The 14,760-nt window shown below is 57.1% G+C and carries 14 protein-coding genes; 12 read left to right on the top strand and 2 right to left on the bottom strand.

Features of this window, described 5'->3' with window-relative positions; all coding sequences use genetic code 11:
- Positions 1 to 264: 264 nt before the first annotated feature.
- Both mreB and csrD read right to left on the bottom strand, forming a co-directional pair.
- The gene (gene mreB / locus AC6I79_RS02040; protein ID WP_003855260.1) at positions 265 to 1,308 is read right to left on the bottom strand and encodes a rod shape-determining protein MreB; all 1,044 of its coding nucleotides are present in this window, start codon (positions 1,306 to 1,308) and stop codon (positions 265 to 267) included.
- A gap of 311 nt (positions 1,309 to 1,619) precedes the next feature.
- On the bottom strand, positions 1,620 to 3,566 hold the full coding sequence (csrD, locus tag AC6I79_RS02035) for an RNase E specificity factor CsrD (RefSeq protein ID WP_058771469.1): 1,947 nt from the start codon (positions 3,564 to 3,566) through the stop codon (positions 1,620 to 1,622).
- Between the two features lie 305 nt (positions 3,567 to 3,871).
- Between csrD and msrP the strand changes: the two genes are divergently transcribed.
- The 12 genes from msrP to AC6I79_RS01975 all read left to right on the top strand — a co-directional run bounded on the left by msrP (position 3,872) and on the right by AC6I79_RS01975 (position 14,739).
- A complete protein-coding gene (gene msrP, locus AC6I79_RS02030) occupies positions 3,872 to 4,876 on the top strand; it encodes a protein-methionine-sulfoxide reductase catalytic subunit MsrP (protein WP_159377415.1) in 1,005 nt (334 codons plus the stop codon).
- On the top strand, positions 4,877 to 5,479 hold the full coding sequence (gene msrQ, locus AC6I79_RS02025) for a protein-methionine-sulfoxide reductase heme-binding subunit MsrQ (RefSeq protein ID WP_021508155.1): 603 nt from the start codon (positions 4,877 to 4,879) through the stop codon (positions 5,477 to 5,479).
- Positions 5,480 to 5,711: 232 nt separating this feature from the next.
- Positions 5,712 to 6,164: a type II 3-dehydroquinate dehydratase gene (gene aroQ / locus AC6I79_RS02020; protein WP_021508156.1), complete on the top strand. Its 453-nt coding sequence runs from the start codon at positions 5,712 to 5,714 to the stop codon at positions 6,162 to 6,164.
- Positions 6,165 to 6,185: 21 nt separating this feature from the next.
- Positions 6,186 to 6,653, top strand: a complete 468-nt coding sequence (gene accB / locus AC6I79_RS02015; RefSeq protein ID WP_058759883.1) for an acetyl-CoA carboxylase biotin carboxyl carrier protein — start codon at positions 6,186 to 6,188, stop codon at positions 6,651 to 6,653.
- Between the two features lie 11 nt (positions 6,654 to 6,664).
- A complete protein-coding gene (gene accC / locus AC6I79_RS02010; RefSeq protein WP_021508158.1) occupies positions 6,665 to 8,014 on the top strand; it encodes an acetyl-CoA carboxylase biotin carboxylase subunit in 1,350 nt (449 codons plus the stop codon).
- 71 nt (positions 8,015 to 8,085) lie between these two features.
- Positions 8,086 to 8,328 (top strand): YhdT family protein, encoded by a 243-nt coding sequence (locus tag AC6I79_RS02005; RefSeq protein ID WP_058775720.1) that lies wholly within the window; start codon positions 8,086 to 8,088, stop codon positions 8,326 to 8,328.
- The gene (gene panF / locus AC6I79_RS02000) at positions 8,318 to 9,763 is read left to right on the top strand and encodes a sodium/pantothenate symporter (RefSeq protein ID WP_059011529.1); all 1,446 of its coding nucleotides are present in this window, start codon (positions 8,318 to 8,320) and stop codon (positions 9,761 to 9,763) included. Before AC6I79_RS02005 ends, panF begins: the two co-directional genes overlap by 11 nt.
- A 12-nt stretch (positions 9,764 to 9,775) precedes the next feature.
- Positions 9,776 to 10,657, top strand: coding sequence for a 50S ribosomal protein L11 methyltransferase (gene prmA, locus AC6I79_RS01995; protein ID WP_021508161.1), 882 nt, complete (start codon positions 9,776 to 9,778; stop codon positions 10,655 to 10,657).
- A 195-nt stretch (positions 10,658 to 10,852) separates the two neighbouring features.
- A complete protein-coding gene (locus tag AC6I79_RS01990; RefSeq protein ID WP_031279827.1) occupies positions 10,853 to 11,581 on the top strand; it encodes a carbonic anhydrase in 729 nt (242 codons plus the stop codon).
- 308 nt (positions 11,582 to 11,889) lie between these two features.
- On the top strand, positions 11,890 to 12,855 hold the full coding sequence (gene dusB, locus AC6I79_RS01985) for a tRNA dihydrouridine synthase DusB (RefSeq protein ID WP_040679767.1): 966 nt from the start codon (positions 11,890 to 11,892) through the stop codon (positions 12,853 to 12,855).
- A 24-nt stretch (positions 12,856 to 12,879) separates the two neighbouring features.
- Positions 12,880 to 13,176, top strand: coding sequence for a DNA-binding transcriptional regulator Fis (fis, locus tag AC6I79_RS01980; RefSeq protein WP_003855228.1), 297 nt, complete (start codon positions 12,880 to 12,882; stop codon positions 13,174 to 13,176).
- A 537-nt stretch (positions 13,177 to 13,713) separates the two neighbouring features.
- Positions 13,714 to 14,739 (top strand): amino acid ABC transporter substrate-binding protein, encoded by a 1,026-nt coding sequence (locus AC6I79_RS01975; RefSeq protein WP_058759887.1) that lies wholly within the window; start codon positions 13,714 to 13,716, stop codon positions 14,737 to 14,739.
- Positions 14,740 to 14,760: the final 21 nt, after the last annotated feature.

Raw genomic sequence — 14,760 nt, 5'->3', positions numbered from 1 at the left:
TCTGCGAATTCCTCGACATCAGGGAAGAAGCGTGAGTGTCAGCACTCACGCCTCCAGGGCTGGACGCTATACGCCGTCGTGCGCAGCGTCGCCAGTTACCCCGCATCCTGCAAACCGCAGTGACGATGTTGTGCCGCTGCTGCCCGGTGCCTGCTGCTGAGGCTGCCGTGCGGCATGCGATGGCCATCGTCCTGCCGTTGTGCTGATTTTGGGTATCGTCGCTATTCCCTGCGCAATTTGACCACGGTCTCAGCCGGAGAGGAATTACTCCTCGCTGAACAAATCGCCGCCATGCATGTCGATCATTTCCAGTGCTTTACCGCCGCCGCGCGCTACGCAGGTCAGCGGATCTTCTGCGACTACCACCGGAATACCGGTCTCTTCCATCAGCAGACGATCCAGGTTACGCAGCAGCGCGCCGCCACCGGTCAACACCATACCGCGCTCGGAGATGTCAGAAGCCAGCTCCGGCGGGCACTGCTCCAGCGCGACCATCACGGCACTGACGATACCGGTCAGTGGCTCCTGCAGCGCTTCCAGGATTTCATTCGAGTTCAGCGTAAAGCCACGCGGCACGCCCTCAGCCAGGTTACGGCCGCGCACTTCGATCTCGCGCACTTCGTCACCCGGATAAGCAGAACCGATCTCATGCTTGATACGCTCAGCGGTGGCTTCACCAATCAGCGAGCCGTAATTACGGCGCACGTAGTTAATGATAGCTTCATCGAAGCGATCGCCACCAATACGCACAGAAGAAGAGTAAACCACGCCGTTCAGGGAGATAACCGCGACTTCGGTCGTACCGCCACCGATATCCACCACCATCGAGCCGGTCGCTTCTGACACTGGCAGACCCGCGCCGATTGCCGCGGCCATGGGTTCTTCAATCAGGAACACTTCACGGGCACCGGCGCCCTGCGCCGATTCGCGGATGGCACGGCGCTCAACCTGGGTCGCACCGACCGGCACGCACACCAGCACGCGTGGGCTGGGGCGCATAAAGCTGTTGCTGTGCACTTGCTTGATGAAGTGCTGGAGCATTTTTTCAGTCACGAAGAAGTCGGCGATAACGCCATCTTTCATCGGACGGATAGCTGCGATGTTACCCGGCGTACGGCCAAGCATCTGCTTTGCATCATGACCAACAGCCGCTACGCTCTTTGGGGAGCCGGCGCGATCCTGACGAATGGCAACCACAGAAGGCTCGTTCAGCACGATGCCTTGTCCTTTTACGTAAATCAGGGTATTCGCGGTACCCAGGTCAATGGACAAGTCATTGGAAAACATGCCACGAAATTTTTTAAACATACTAAGGGATAATCCTGCAAGCTGGGGGCGGAAAATAAAATCCGCCTACTTTACCAACCACGCGAAGCCGCTACAAGGCGCAAAAACGTTCTGCTTCGGTGAAAAACCAGGCTGAATAATTTTTCGCGGCGGTGCTGCCGTCCGACACCGGCGTTAAACGGCGCTAAGCTGCCGCTCTAAACGCAAATTCACCCGCCGGTCGCGGGTGAATTCCGACATAAAATCTAACATTTCCCGCCGCCGATCGCGCCGGCTGCGCACGGCATAAAGGCGAAAAATAGCCGCCTGCTGCCGTATCTGTGGCTGACGCGCTAAATCCGGTAACGTTGCGAGTGTTTCTTCACGTTACTGTTCACCGGCAGCGAAGGAGCAAAAAAGTCGCCCTGGCCGCCCGCGACGCCCAGCCCGGCCAGCGTTTGCCACTCCGCGCGCGTGCGTACACCGGCGGCAAAGACTTTGGTGGGCGTGGATTTACACACTTCCAGCAAACTTTGCACGAACAGCTGATTTTCTGTACGGCGCTCAATGTTGCGAATCAGACCCGGGTCGAGCTTGATCAGCTCAATCGGGAACTGCTTGATGTAAGCGCTACTCACTACCGTTAATCCGGCCTGATCTACCGCAATCCGACAGCCAAACGCGGTCAGCATACGGAAAACCGGCACTAAACGATTGATGTGTTGACAAACATCCGCCTCAGCAAGTTCAAATAAAAATCGTTTTCTTTGCGATTTACTGCACTGCAGCAGCAATTTTTGCAGCCAGCGCTGGAACGGCCGTTGCAGCAGCGAATCGATATTCACCGGCAGCGCCAGCGTTTCATCCGGCCAGACCTCCGACAGCGCCGCAATACGCATGACCAGCTGACGATCCCAGCTGTCGGCCATGCCAAGCTGCAGCACCAGCGGCATGAACTCTGCCGACACCACCTCTTTATCGCCGTCGAACACGCGCGCCAGCATTTCACGGTGATGCACTTTGCCGTCCAGCAGCACCGCCGGTTTCTGGTACAGACGCGGGCCGCCGCGGTTTACGGTGTTTTCCAGCAGGGTGCGCCAGCGCACGCTGCCGCGCCCCATCTCCAGCGTATTGCCCTCGCCTACCGACCAGTTGTTGCCGCCCTGCAGCGCCGCCCGGCGCGTGGCCAGTTCGACATTCTCCATCACCTGCGACACCGACTCGCCGCTGCGCCAGGCGCTGATGCCAATGTGGATTAGGTCATCACGATCCACCATGCGCATCGGCGGCAGTGAATCCACCGCGTTGATCAGCTGGTCGGCAATGCTGTTGGCCTCTTTCAAAGTGCGGTGCGGCAGCAGTACGGCAAAGTCGCTGCGGAAATAGCGCGCCAGCAGCGCACCCGGATAGCGCAGCACGAAGGTGGAGAGCATGTTCACCAGGTCGAACAGGTATTCATCGACCAGCGTCGGTCCGAGGGTTTCATGCAGGGTGTCGAGGTCCGGCAGCCGCACCATCATCACCACACCGTGCGTGCCAACGTCTTCCTGGTCTTCCAGCAACGTGGCCAGCTGGTTATCGAAAAACAGGCGATTATTCAGGCCGGTGCGCGAATCCTGCGCGGCAAAGGTGCGGATTAAGGTGTCGATACGCAGACGCTGCTCGCCGGCTTCCTGTAAATCCCCCAGCAGCAGATCGATAGCGCGGCTGGCTTTCGGCGGCCATTCGGCGATGGTATCGCTGCGCGGCGCGCGCTCGCCAGCCAGGATGCGCTCCGCGCGCGCCTCCAGCCGCTCCATATGCTGCCAGCGGCGGTTAAGCCAGCGGTGCGTCATCACCAGCAGCGCCGACATGATCGCCACCACCGTCAGCAGGATAATCAGCGTATAGGCACCGGTGAACGAGCGGAACCAGGTTTTGGCGGGATCGAGCACCACCACGCGCAGCGCCATGCCCGGCGCGTGCACCAGCGGCATATCCAGTTGAATGAAACGGTTGGGCTCGTCTTCCAGCATCGGATTTTCATGGCGCGCGAGGCGGAACAGCACGGTATCATCGTGATGCAGTTCCAGCTGTTCGGCATTGATGACGGGCATCAGGCGCGTCAGCCACTGCGTCAGTTCCTGCGGTGACTGGCTGGCCAGCGCTTTATCGACTTCCGTCGCCAGCGTCTGCACACGGTTCTCTACGCGCTGCTGCGACAGCCAGATAAAACTAAAAGCGCAGCCTACCAGCATCAGTAACATCGCCAGTAAGCTTAATAAGGTAATAAACGCAGAAAACTTGGTTGTTAATCGCATCCCTGTGCCTGTATCACTGCGGTTTATGAACGCCAGCCAACGGTTCGCGCCAGCCGCGCTGGTGCAAACCTGAGCAAATTATCACAATTACCGATCCAAATCAGCGCCCGACCGGCGCCGGTTTCGCCACCCTGCGGCGCGAGTATAACGTCAAAGTGTGAAGCGCTGGCTTCCGGGGCGGCTTTTTCGTCCTATTCTCAACAGAACGCACCGGCCAGGAAATTTCACATTTTGCCAGCGAAAGTGGCGCGCCGGGCAGCGTTTGATCATGCTAGCTACAGTTAATCGATTTGCCGGAGAACGCCATGAAGCGCACGCACATCCTTACCGAAGCCGATGTTACGCCGGAAAGCATTTTTAATCTGCGCCGCCGCCAGGTGCTGAAAGCGCTGGGGCTTGGCGCTGCCGCGGCCAGCCTGCCCGGCGGCGCACAGGCCGATGTGCTGAGCTGGTTTAAGGGCAATGACAGGCCGCCGGCGCCTGCCGGACGCGATCTGCAGTTCAGTAAACCCGCCCAGTGGCAGGCGGACCTGCCGCTGACGCCGTTTGATAAAGTCGCTGGCTACAACAACTTCTACGAATTTGGTCTCGACAAAGCCGATCCTGCAGCCAATGCCGGCACGCTGAAAACCGACCCGTGGCAATTGCGCATTGAGGGCGAAGTGGCGAAGCCGATGACGCTGGATATGGACGACATCTTCAAACGTTTCGCCATGGAGCAGCGTATCTATCGCATGCGCTGCGTTGAAGCCTGGTCGATGGTGATTCCCTGGGTAGGCTTTGAACTCAACAAGCTGCTTAAGCTGGCTGAACCCACCAGCAATGCCCGCTATGTCGCCTTCCAGACGCTATACGCGCCCGATCAGATGCCGGGGCAAAAGGACCGCTTTATCGGCGGCGGACTGGATTATCCCTATGTTGAAGGCTTGCGGCTGGACGAAGCGATGCATCCGCTGACGCTGCTCAGCACCGGCGTTTACGGCAAAGCGCTGCCGCCGCAAAACGGCGCGCCGATTCGCCTGACGGTGCCGTGGAAATATGGCTTCAAAGGGATTAAGTCGATCGTCAAAATTACCCTGACGCACAATCGTCCGCCCACCACCTGGAGCCAGATCGCCGCCAACGAGTATGGCTTCTACGCTAACGTGAATCCGCACGTCAACCACCCGCGCTGGTCGCAGGCGACTGAGCGCTTTATCGGTGCGGGCGGCATTCTCAAGGTGGAACGCCAGCCGACGCTGCTGTTCAACGGTTATGCTAAAGAGGTGGCCTCGCTGTATCGCGGTCTCGATTTACGGGAGAACTACTGAGTGCGCCTGACATTACGCCACGTTACGCTGCTGAAAGTGGTGCTCCATCTGGCGGCGTTTCTGCCGCTGGTGTACCTGTTTCTGGCGGCAAATCAGGGCTGGCTGAGCGCCGATCCGGCGAAAGATATCCAGCATTTTACCGGCCGCATGGCGCTGAAGCTGCTGCTGGCGACGCTGCTGGTGAGCCCGCTGACGCGTTATCTGAAGCAGCCGCTGCTGATTCGTACCCGCCGGCTGCTCGGCCTGTGGTGCTTTGCCTGGGCCTGTCTGCATCTCACCAGCTACTATCTGCTGGAACTGGGTTACGATCATCTGCGATTACTCGGCAGTGAGATTGTCTCGCGCCCCTATTTGTTACTGGGCATGATCAGCTGGATTATTCTGTTTGCTCTCGCCATCACCTCTTTTCAGCGCGCCCAGCGCAAACTGGGACGCCGCTGGCAAACGCTGCACAACGGCATCTATCTGGTCGCGATCCTCGCGCCTGTCCACTATCTTTGGTCAGTGAAAGTGCTGTCACCGCAGCCGTGGATTTATGCCCTGCTGGCGCTGGCGCTGTTAGGCTGGCGTTACAATAAGTTGCGTAAACTTCTGCGCCGATAATCCCCGCAAGGTTGTTTTCCTGCTGCGAGATCTGTTAAAAGGTGTGGCCTTCGGGCCTCGCCGGATCAACTTCGCAGATAAGACCAGTATTTTGCTGCGAATTGCCTCGAAACGGATATAATGCCCGGCTTTATTGCAAGCGAAGTCTTCTTTTTCACTCTGAAGAGTGACAAATGAAGGATGTCGCGGTATTTTACGCGATGCCTCACTGATTGCAGGAGATAGCCGCAAGATGGCGCATAAATTTCACATACTGCTGTTAAACGGACCCAACCTGAACCTGTTGGGAACGCGCGAGCCTGACAAGTATGGTCACACCACGCTGGCGCAGATTGTCAGCGATCTGACGCAACAGGCCGACCAGCACCATGTGAAATTGAGTCATTTGCAATCGAATGCGGAATACCAGCTGATTGATCGTATTCACGAAGCCCGCGGCAACGTCGATTACATCATCATCAACCCGGCTGCGTTTACGCACACCAGCGTTGCCCTGCGCGATGCGCTGTTGGCGGTTAGCATTCCTTTTATTGAGGTGCATCTCTCAAATGTGCATGCACGCGAACCGTTCCGACATCACTCCTATCTTTCCGATGTATCTGCCGGCGTCATCTGCGGACTGGGCGCCGACGGCTACTCGTGGGCTTTACAAACGGCCGTAAAACGCCTGTCACATTCCAATTAAACAGAGTACGGAACCACACTCATGGATATTCGTAAAATTAAGAAACTGATCGAACTGGTTGAAGAGTCCGGCATCGCTGAGCTGGAAATCTCTGAAGGCGAAGAGTCAGTTCGCATCAGCCGTTCACCTGCCAATGTCGGTTACCCCATGATGCAGCAGGCTTATGCTGTTCCGGCTCCACAGCCTGCGCTGGCTGCTGCGGTTGCACCTGCTGCTGCGCCTGTCGCTGCAGAAGCGGCTAAACCTGAAGTCAGCGGCCACATCGTGCGTTCGCCGATGGTCGGTACCTTCTATCGCACCCCAAGCCCGGACGCCAAAGCGTTTGTGGAAGTGGGTCAGAAAGTGAACGCTGGCGACACCCTGTGCATCGTTGAAGCGATGAAAATGATGAACCAGATCGAAGCCGATAAATCCGGCGTTGTGAAGGCGATCCTGGTGGAAAGCGGCCAGCCGGTTGAATTCGACGAGCCGCTGGTCGTCATCGAATAACGAGGCGAAGCATGCTGGATAAAATTGTCATTGCTAACCGTGGTGAGATTGCGCTGCGCATTCTGCGTGCCTGTAAAGAACTGGGCATCAAGACTGTGGCGGTACACTCCACGGCAGACCGCGACCTGAAGCACGTGCTGCTGGCGGACGAAACCGTCTGCATCGGCCCGGCGCAGTCGGTCAAAAGTTATCTTAATATCCCGGCGCTGATCTCCGCCGCCGAAATCACCGGCGCGGTTGCGATCCACCCGGGCTACGGCTTCCTTTCTGAGAACGCCGATTTCGCCGAGCAGGTTGAGCGCTCTGGCTTTATCTTCATCGGTCCGAAAGCCGACACCATTCGCCTGATGGGCGACAAAGTGTCAGCGATCAACGCGATGAAAAAAGCCGGCGTACCGACCGTACCAGGCTCTGACGGTTCGCTGACCGACGACATGGAGAAAAACCGTGCCATCGCTAAGCGCATCGGCTATCCGGTGATCATCAAAGCCTCTGGCGGCGGCGGCGGTCGTGGTATGCGCGTTGTGCGCAGCGACAAGGATCTTGAGCAGTCCATCAACATGACGAAAGCGGAAGCCAAAGCGGCTTTCAACAACGACATGGTGTACATGGAGAAATTCCTCGAGAATCCACGCCACATCGAGATTCAGGTTCTGGCCGACGGTCAGGGCAACGCCATCTATCTGGCCGAACGTGACTGCTCCATGCAGCGCCGCCACCAGAAAGTGGTCGAAGAAGCACCAGCACCCGGCATCACGCCGGAACTGCGTCGCTACATCGGCGAGCGCTGCTCTAACGCCTGCGTGGAGATCGGCTATCGCGGTGCCGGTACCTTCGAGTTCCTGTATGAAAACGGTGAGTTCTACTTCATCGAGATGAACACCCGTATTCAGGTGGAACATCCGGTCACCGAGATGATCACTGGCGTCGACCTGATCAAAGAGCAGCTGCGTATTGCTGCCGGTCAGCCGCTGTCAATCAAACAGGAAGATGTGGTGGTGCGCGGTCATGCGGTCGAGTGCCGTATCAACGCCGAAGACCCAAACACCTTCCTGCCGAGCCCGGGCAAGATCACCCGTTTCCACGCGCCAGGCGGTTTTGGCGTGCGCTGGGAATCGCACATCTATGCCGGCTACAGCGTGCCGCCGTATTACGACTCAATGATTGGTAAGCTGATCACCTACGGCGAAAACCGTGACGTGGCTATCGCGCGCATGAAAAATGCGCTGGCGGAACTGATCATCGACGGCATCAAGACCAACGTCGATCTGCAGATGCGCATCATGACCGACGAAAACTTCCAGCAGGGTGGTACTAACATCCACTATCTGGAGAAAAAACTCGGCCTGCACGAGAAGTAAGCGCAGCGCAGAGCAATGCAGAGGCCGGTTAAACCGGCCTTTTTCATTTTTGTTGCCTTTGAGGTTGCATGATGGATGGGCGTTTTTTGCAAGCTAACAAAGAGGCGCGCTGGTCGCTGTACCTGACGCTGGCGTACCTCGCCGTCTGGGGCGTGTCCGCCTGGCTCGGCGGCACACAAAGCGGTATCACCGGCTTACCGCGCTGGTTTGAGTTCTCCTGCGTGTTCGCGCCCGTGCTGTTCATCGGCCTGTGCTGGCTGATGGTGCGCGTGGTGTTCCGCGATATGTCTCTGGAGGACCACAATGGAAACTGAAATCATTCTGCCGCTGCTGGCCTATCTGGTGGTAATCGCCGGGCTGTCAGTATTTGCCATGCGCAAGCAGCGTCAGGGCAACTTTCTCACCGAATATTTCCTCGGTAGTCGCTCAATGGGTGGCTTTGTGCTGGCGATGACCATCACCACCACTTACATCAGCGCCAGCTCATTTATTGGCGGGCCGGGCGCGGCGTATAAATACGGCCTGGGCTGGGTACTGCTGGCGATGATCCAGGTGCCGGCGGTCTGGCTGTCGCTCGGCGTGCTGGGCAAAAAATTCGCGATTCTGGCGCGACGCTACAACGCGGTGACGCTCAACGACATGCTGTATGGCCGCTACCGCAGCCCGCTGCTTATCTGGCTGGCCAGTATCAGCCTGCTGGTGGCGTTTATTGGTGCCATGACGGTGCAGTTTATCGGCGGCGCACGCCTGCTGGAAACCGCCGCCGGTATTCCTTATGACACCGGCCTGCTGATTTTTGGCGGCACCATCGCGCTGTATACCGCGTTTGGCGGCTTTCGTGCCAGCGTACTTAACGATGCCATGCAAGGGCTGGTGATGCTGATTGGCACCTTCCTGCTGCTGTTTGCCGTCATCCACCAGGCAGGCGGCCTGGCAACGGCGGTCACCAAACTGCGCAGCATCGATCCGCAGCTGGTGTCACCGGAAGGCGTCGGCAACGTCATCAATCCGACCTTCCTCAGCTCGTTTGCCGTGCTGGTGTGCTTTGGCGTGATTGGGCTGCCGCATACCGCCGTGCGCTGTATTTCCTACAAAGACAGCAAAGCGCTGCACCGTGGAATTATCCTTGGCACTATCGTGGTAGTGATACTGATGCTCGGCATGCATCTGGCCGGCGCACTCGGTCGCGCGGTACTGCCGGATCTGGCGATTCCGGATCGCGTGATCCCGACGCTGATGATCACCGTGCTGCCACCGATGGCGGCTGGCGTGTTCCTCGCGGCGCCAATGGCGGCGATCATGTCGACGATTAACGCGCAGCTGCTGCAATCGTCCGCTACGCTGATCAAAGATCTTTACCTGCGTATCGCGCCGCAGCACAGCGAGAACGAGGCGCGTTTGCGGCTGCTCTCCGGCACCATCACCTTTGTGCTCGGCCTGCTGCTGCTGCTGGCGGCCTGGAATCCGCCAGATATGATTATCTGGCTCAACCTGCTGGCGTTCGGTGGCCTTGAAGCGGTCTTTCTGTGGCCGCTGGTGCTGGGACTGTACTGGGAGCGCGCCAATGCGGCGGGTGCCATCAGTGGCATGCTGGTGGGAGCCGGATGTTATACGCTGCTTGCCAGCCTGAAAATCGAACTGTGGGGCTTTCACCCTATCGTGCCATCTTTGACATTAAGCCTGCTGGCCTTCCTGGTGGGTAATCTGTTCGGCAGCGCGCCTGACGCACGCGATGCTGCCCTGGAATAAAAGAGAAACGCTATGCCATGGATTCAAATCAAAATTAACAGCACCGGCGAGCACGCCGAAACCCTCAGTGATGCGCTGATGGACGCCGGTGCGGTGTCGGTCACCTTTCAGGACACGCACGACAACCCGGTGTATGAGCCGCTGCCCGGTGAAACCCGGCTGTGGGGCGATACCGATGTGACTGGCCTGTTCGACGCGGAAACCGCCATGGACGACGTAGTGGCTGAACTGAGCCAGCATCCGCTGCTGGGATCGGGTTTCCGCCATAAGATCGAACAGATCGAGGATAAAGACTGGGAGCGCGAATGGATGGATAACTTCCACCCGATGCGCTTCGGTGAACGCCTGTGGATCTGCCCAAGCTGGCGCGACGTGCCGGATCCGGATGCGGTCAACGTGATGCTAGATCCCGGTCTGGCCTTTGGTACCGGCACCCATCCTACCACGTCGCTGTGTCTGAGCTGGCTGGATGGTCTCGATCTGCAGGGCAAAACGGTGATCGATTTCGGCTGTGGCTCCGGCATTCTGGCCATCGCCGCGCTGAAACTCGGCGCAGCTCAGGCGATCGGCATTGATATCGATCCGCAGGCGATCCAGGCCAGCCGCGATAACGCCGAGCGCAACGGCGTGGCCGACCGCCTGTCGCTGTATCTGCCGCACCAGCAGCCGGAAAACCTGCAGGCGGATGTGGTGGTCGCCAATATCCTCGCCGGTCCGCTGCGCGAACTGGCGCCGCTGATTGGCGTGCTGCCGAAAGCCGGCGGCCATCTCGGTCTGTCCGGCGTGCTGGCCAGCCAGGCGGAAAGCGTGTGTGAAGCCTATGCGGAGCGCTTTGCGCTGGACGCCGTGGCGGAAAAAGAAGAGTGGTGTCGCATCACTGGCGTGCGCCGCTAACCGACGCATGGGCCAGCAACTGCTGGCCCGATTTCCCCCGCCTGAGACCTGTCTCAAATCCCCGCCAGCCCCGTTTTCCTGCCGTTTCTTTACATTGAAATCAGTAGACTGCTGCACCAGGCGATAGCGCTATCCCTGTTAACCGTGCCGTGCGCGGCACATAACATTGATATATCGCTTAGTGAATAAATGATGATGAAAAGCAAACACACACTGATCGCTCTGCTGCTGGCAGCAGCGCCTTTTGCTCACGTTCAGGCTGCCGCCTGGGATTATGCTCAGCCACAGCAGTGGGGCGACCTGTCCCCTGATTTTCACGTCTGCAAGCAGGGCGTGAATCAGTCGCCGATTGATATTCGCCAGGCGCTGCATGCCAGTCTGCCGGCGCTGACGCTGGAACTGCAGGCGCGCCAGGCCGCCATTGTTAACAACGGCCACACCGTGCAGATCAACCTGCAGCAGGGTGATACGCTGACGCTGGACGGCGAGACCTTCACGCTGAAGCAGTTCCACTTCCATACCCCGAGCGAAAACCTGATCGACGGCAAACGCTATCCGCTTGAGGGCCACTTTGTATTCAGTGACGAGCAGCAGCAGCTGGCGGTCATCGGGGTGATGTTCGAAGCCGGTGCGGCAAATCCGGTACTGACGACGCTGCTGGATACGCTGCCGGCGCAGGTCAATCAGCCGGCCACGCTGCAGCAGGATGTCGATATTACGCCACTGCTGCCCGCCGATCGCCGTTACTACCGCTTCAGCGGTTCACTCACCACGCCACCGTGCAGTGAAGGCGTGCGCTGGCTGGTGATGAAGCAACCGGTAACGGCTTCCGCACAGCAGCTGCAGGCCTTCAGCGCGGTGCTGGGTGAACACGGTAACAGCCGCCCGGTGCAGCCGCTCAATGGCCGGCTGGTGGTTGAGTAACGAAATACTCACTAAACGTAAATAAACCGTTCACTTTTCAATCAAATCACCGCCATTTCTCTTGCCGATTCGCGGAAGTGGCGGTTTTTATGTTGTGATTCAGCGCATATTTTTGGAAAAACTTTTGCTCACAATTTCAGCGTATTTTTGTAATGCACTGAATTTAAACAAGTAATGATCAATACCCCGCTGCTAAGCCCCATTTCCCTGATCTTAAACGGCGAATTGTTCAAAGTTTGGCCTTTCATCTTCCGGAAAAAATGCGTAATATACGCCGCCTTGCGAACAGTTAGGGTCACTTCTTTTTCATGCGCATTGGACATCACCAGCTACGTAATCGACTCATCGCTGCGCCTATGGCCGGAGTATCCGACAAGCCATTTCGCACCCTGTGTTATGACAACGGCGCCGGTATGACTGTCTCCGAGATGCTGTCATCGAACCCGGAAGTCTGGGCCAGTGACAAATCACGTTTGCGTATGGTGCATAGTGACGAGCCCGGTATTCGCGCCGTGCAAATTGCGGGTTGCGATCCCGATGAGATGGCCGCCGCCGCGCGCATTAATGTTGCGTCCGGTGCACAGGTTATCGACATCAACATGGGCTGCCCGGCTAAAAAAGTGAATCGTAAGATGGCAGGTTCAGCGCTGCTGCAGCATCCGCAGCTGGTGGAATCAATCCTCCGTGCGGTGGTGAACGCAGTCGATGTACCGGTTACGCTGAAGATTCGCACTGGCTGGGATAAAGAAAATCGTAATTGTGTAGAGATTGCCCAATTGGCTGAACGCTGTGGTATTCAGGCCCTGACCATCCATGGCCGCACGCGCGCCTGTTTGTTTGAAGGGCAAGCTGAATACGACAGCATTCGGACAGTTAAGCAGAGCGTCGCTATTCCGATTATCGCGAATGGTGACATTACTGACCCGCATAAAGCCAGGGCAGTGCTCGACTACACCGGAGCCGATGCTCTGATGGTGGGACGCGCTGCTCAGGGAAGACCGTGGATCTTCCGGGAAATCCAGCATTATCTGGACACAGGGGAGCTGCTGGCACCGAAGCCGCTGGCTGAAGTGAAGCATATGCTGATTGGACACATACGGGAGCTGCACGACTTTTACGGTCAGCGCAAGGGATACCGTATTGCCCGAAAACACGTTTCCTGGTATTTGCAGGAAAGTGCCCCTGACGACCAGTTTCGGCGCACATTCAACGCCATAGAGGATGCCAGCGAACAGCTGGAGGCGTTGGAGGCATACTTCGAAAATCTTGCGTAAACGAAATAAAGAGCTGAAAGAACTATGTTCGAACAACGCGTAAATTCTGACGTACTGACCGTTTCTACCGTTAACTCACAGGATCAGGTGACGCAAAAGCCTCTGCGTGATTCGGTTAAACAGGCACTGAAGAACTATTTTGCTCAACTGAACGGTCAGGATGTAAGTGACCTGTATGAGCTGGTACTGGCTGAAGTCGAGCAGCCTCTGTTGGACATGGTGATGCAGTATACCCGTGGCAACCAGACCCGCGCTGCCCTGATGATGGGCATCAACCGCGGTACGCTGCGTAAGAAGCTGAAAAAATACGGCATGAACTAAGCGTTCTGGTTCCTTGCTGCGATAACGCCAGCCTTTGGGCTGGCGTTTTTGTTTGTATTTCCCGCCTGTTAACACCGCGTGAAACGATTATCGTCAAAATGGTAACGATAGTTGCAATTGCCGGCGTGATAGCTCATCTCTCTCAGGGCCGCTGCCCTGCCCTGTTTTTGCGCAGAAAAAATCCTTCCGATCGCCCCTCAGCCCGCTTTGTTTGTGATCCTGAACCGCTTCAGCGGTAATTCCACTTTGCCGTACACCTGTTCATGAGCGTTAGCTCACACTGCTTCCATATAGTGAAACTTTTTGCACTATTTGTGATCGTGGCGACTCGTCATGCTGCCTTTTGGTGCGCGATAGTAGCGACAACTTTCCGGATACGTCCGTTTATTAAAAGATCTTTCCAGTGAATTCAGGATTCTGCAAACCTGGCATCAGCTTTGCAGTGTCGTGGATGGCTAAACGCCATAGAAAGAAATAAGCGCACAGTAAAGTGCGCGCAAACATAACAACACACGATCTCGCCACACAGGATGCTTTATGAAAAAGATGATGCTTTCCACCCTGATTGCTGCCGCCTCGCTGTTCGCCGTGACCCAGCAGGCGCACGCAGGCACCACGCTGGACGCCATTAAGAAGAAAGGGTTTATACAGTGCGGTATCAGCGATGGTCTGCCAGGGTTCTCCTACGCTGACGCCAGCGGCAAATTCACCGGTATCGATGTTGACGTGTGTCGCGCTGCTGCTGCTGCGGTCTTCGGCGATGCCAGCAAAGTAAAATACACTCCGCTGACCGCCAAAGAGCGCTTCACTGCGCTGCAGTCAGGCGAGGTGGATATCCTGTCGCGTAACACCACCTGGACCTCATCACGCGATGGCGGCATGGGCTTCCTGTTCGCCGGCGTAAACTACTATGACGGCATCGGCTTCCTGACCCATAAGAAAGCCGGTCTGAAAAGCGCCAAAGAGCTGGATGGTGCCACCGTGTGTATCCAGGCCGGTACTGATACCGAGCTGAACGTGGCCGACTACTTTAAAGCTAACAAAATGCAGTACACGCCGGTCACCTTCGACCGCTCTGATGAGTCTGCTAAAGCGCTGGATAGCGGCCGCTGCGATACCCTCTCTTCTGACCAGTCACAGCTATATGCGCTGCGCATCAAGCTGGGCAAGCCGGATGACTTTATCGTACTGCCAGAAGTGATTTCAAAAGAGCCGCTGGGCCCGGTCGTGCGTCGCGGTGATGATGACTGGTTCACCATCGTGAAATGGTCGCTGTTCGCCATGCTGAATGCGGAAGAGATGGGCATCAGCTCGAAGAACGTTGATGAGATGGCGGCGAAGCCAACCACGCCAGATATGGCACACCTGCTGGGCGCAGAGGGTGATTTCGGTAAAGACCTGAAGCTCGATAACAAGTGGGCGTACAACATCATCAAGCAGGTTGGCAACTATCAGGAAGTGTTCGATCGTAACGTTGGTAAAGACAGCGCGCTGAAAATTGCACGTGGCCAGAATGCGCTCTGGAACCAGGGCGGCATCCAGTACGCTCCACCAGTGCGTTAATTGTCTCCTGCCAGTCGGGCA

This window comes from gamma proteobacterium symbiont of Scutellera amethystina (genome assembly GCF_059730845.1).
Note: the sequence above shows the minus strand (reverse complement) of the source record. Positions and strands in the feature narration are given on the sequence as shown.

Bases quoted from the DNA above. Each gene is read 5' to 3' on its own strand.
- mreB (WP_003855260.1), bottom strand. From the start codon at position 1,308: ATGTTTAAAAAATTTCGTGGCATGTTTTCCAATGACTTGTCCATTGAC.
- csrD (WP_058771469.1), bottom strand. From the start codon at position 3,566: ATGCGATTAACAACCAAGTTTTCTGCGTTTATTACCTTATTAAGCTTA.
- msrP (WP_159377415.1), top strand. From the start codon at position 3,872: ATGAAGCGCACGCACATCCTTACCGAAGCCGATGTTACGCCGGAAAGC.
- aroQ (WP_021508156.1), top strand. From the start codon at position 5,712: ATGGCGCATAAATTTCACATACTGCTGTTAAACGGACCCAACCTGAAC.
- accB (WP_058759883.1), top strand. From the start codon at position 6,186: ATGGATATTCGTAAAATTAAGAAACTGATCGAACTGGTTGAAGAGTCC.
- accC (WP_021508158.1), top strand. From the start codon at position 6,665: ATGCTGGATAAAATTGTCATTGCTAACCGTGGTGAGATTGCGCTGCGC.
- AC6I79_RS02005 (WP_058775720.1), top strand. From the start codon at position 8,086: ATGGATGGGCGTTTTTTGCAAGCTAACAAAGAGGCGCGCTGGTCGCTG.
- panF (WP_059011529.1), top strand. From the start codon at position 8,318: ATGGAAACTGAAATCATTCTGCCGCTGCTGGCCTATCTGGTGGTAATC.
- prmA (WP_021508161.1), top strand. From the start codon at position 9,776: ATGCCATGGATTCAAATCAAAATTAACAGCACCGGCGAGCACGCCGAA.
- AC6I79_RS01990 (WP_031279827.1), top strand. From the start codon at position 10,853: ATGAAAAGCAAACACACACTGATCGCTCTGCTGCTGGCAGCAGCGCCT.
- dusB (WP_040679767.1), top strand. From the start codon at position 11,890: ATGCGCATTGGACATCACCAGCTACGTAATCGACTCATCGCTGCGCCT.
- fis (WP_003855228.1), top strand. From the start codon at position 12,880: ATGTTCGAACAACGCGTAAATTCTGACGTACTGACCGTTTCTACCGTT.
- AC6I79_RS01975 (WP_058759887.1), top strand. From the start codon at position 13,714: ATGAAAAAGATGATGCTTTCCACCCTGATTGCTGCCGCCTCGCTGTTC.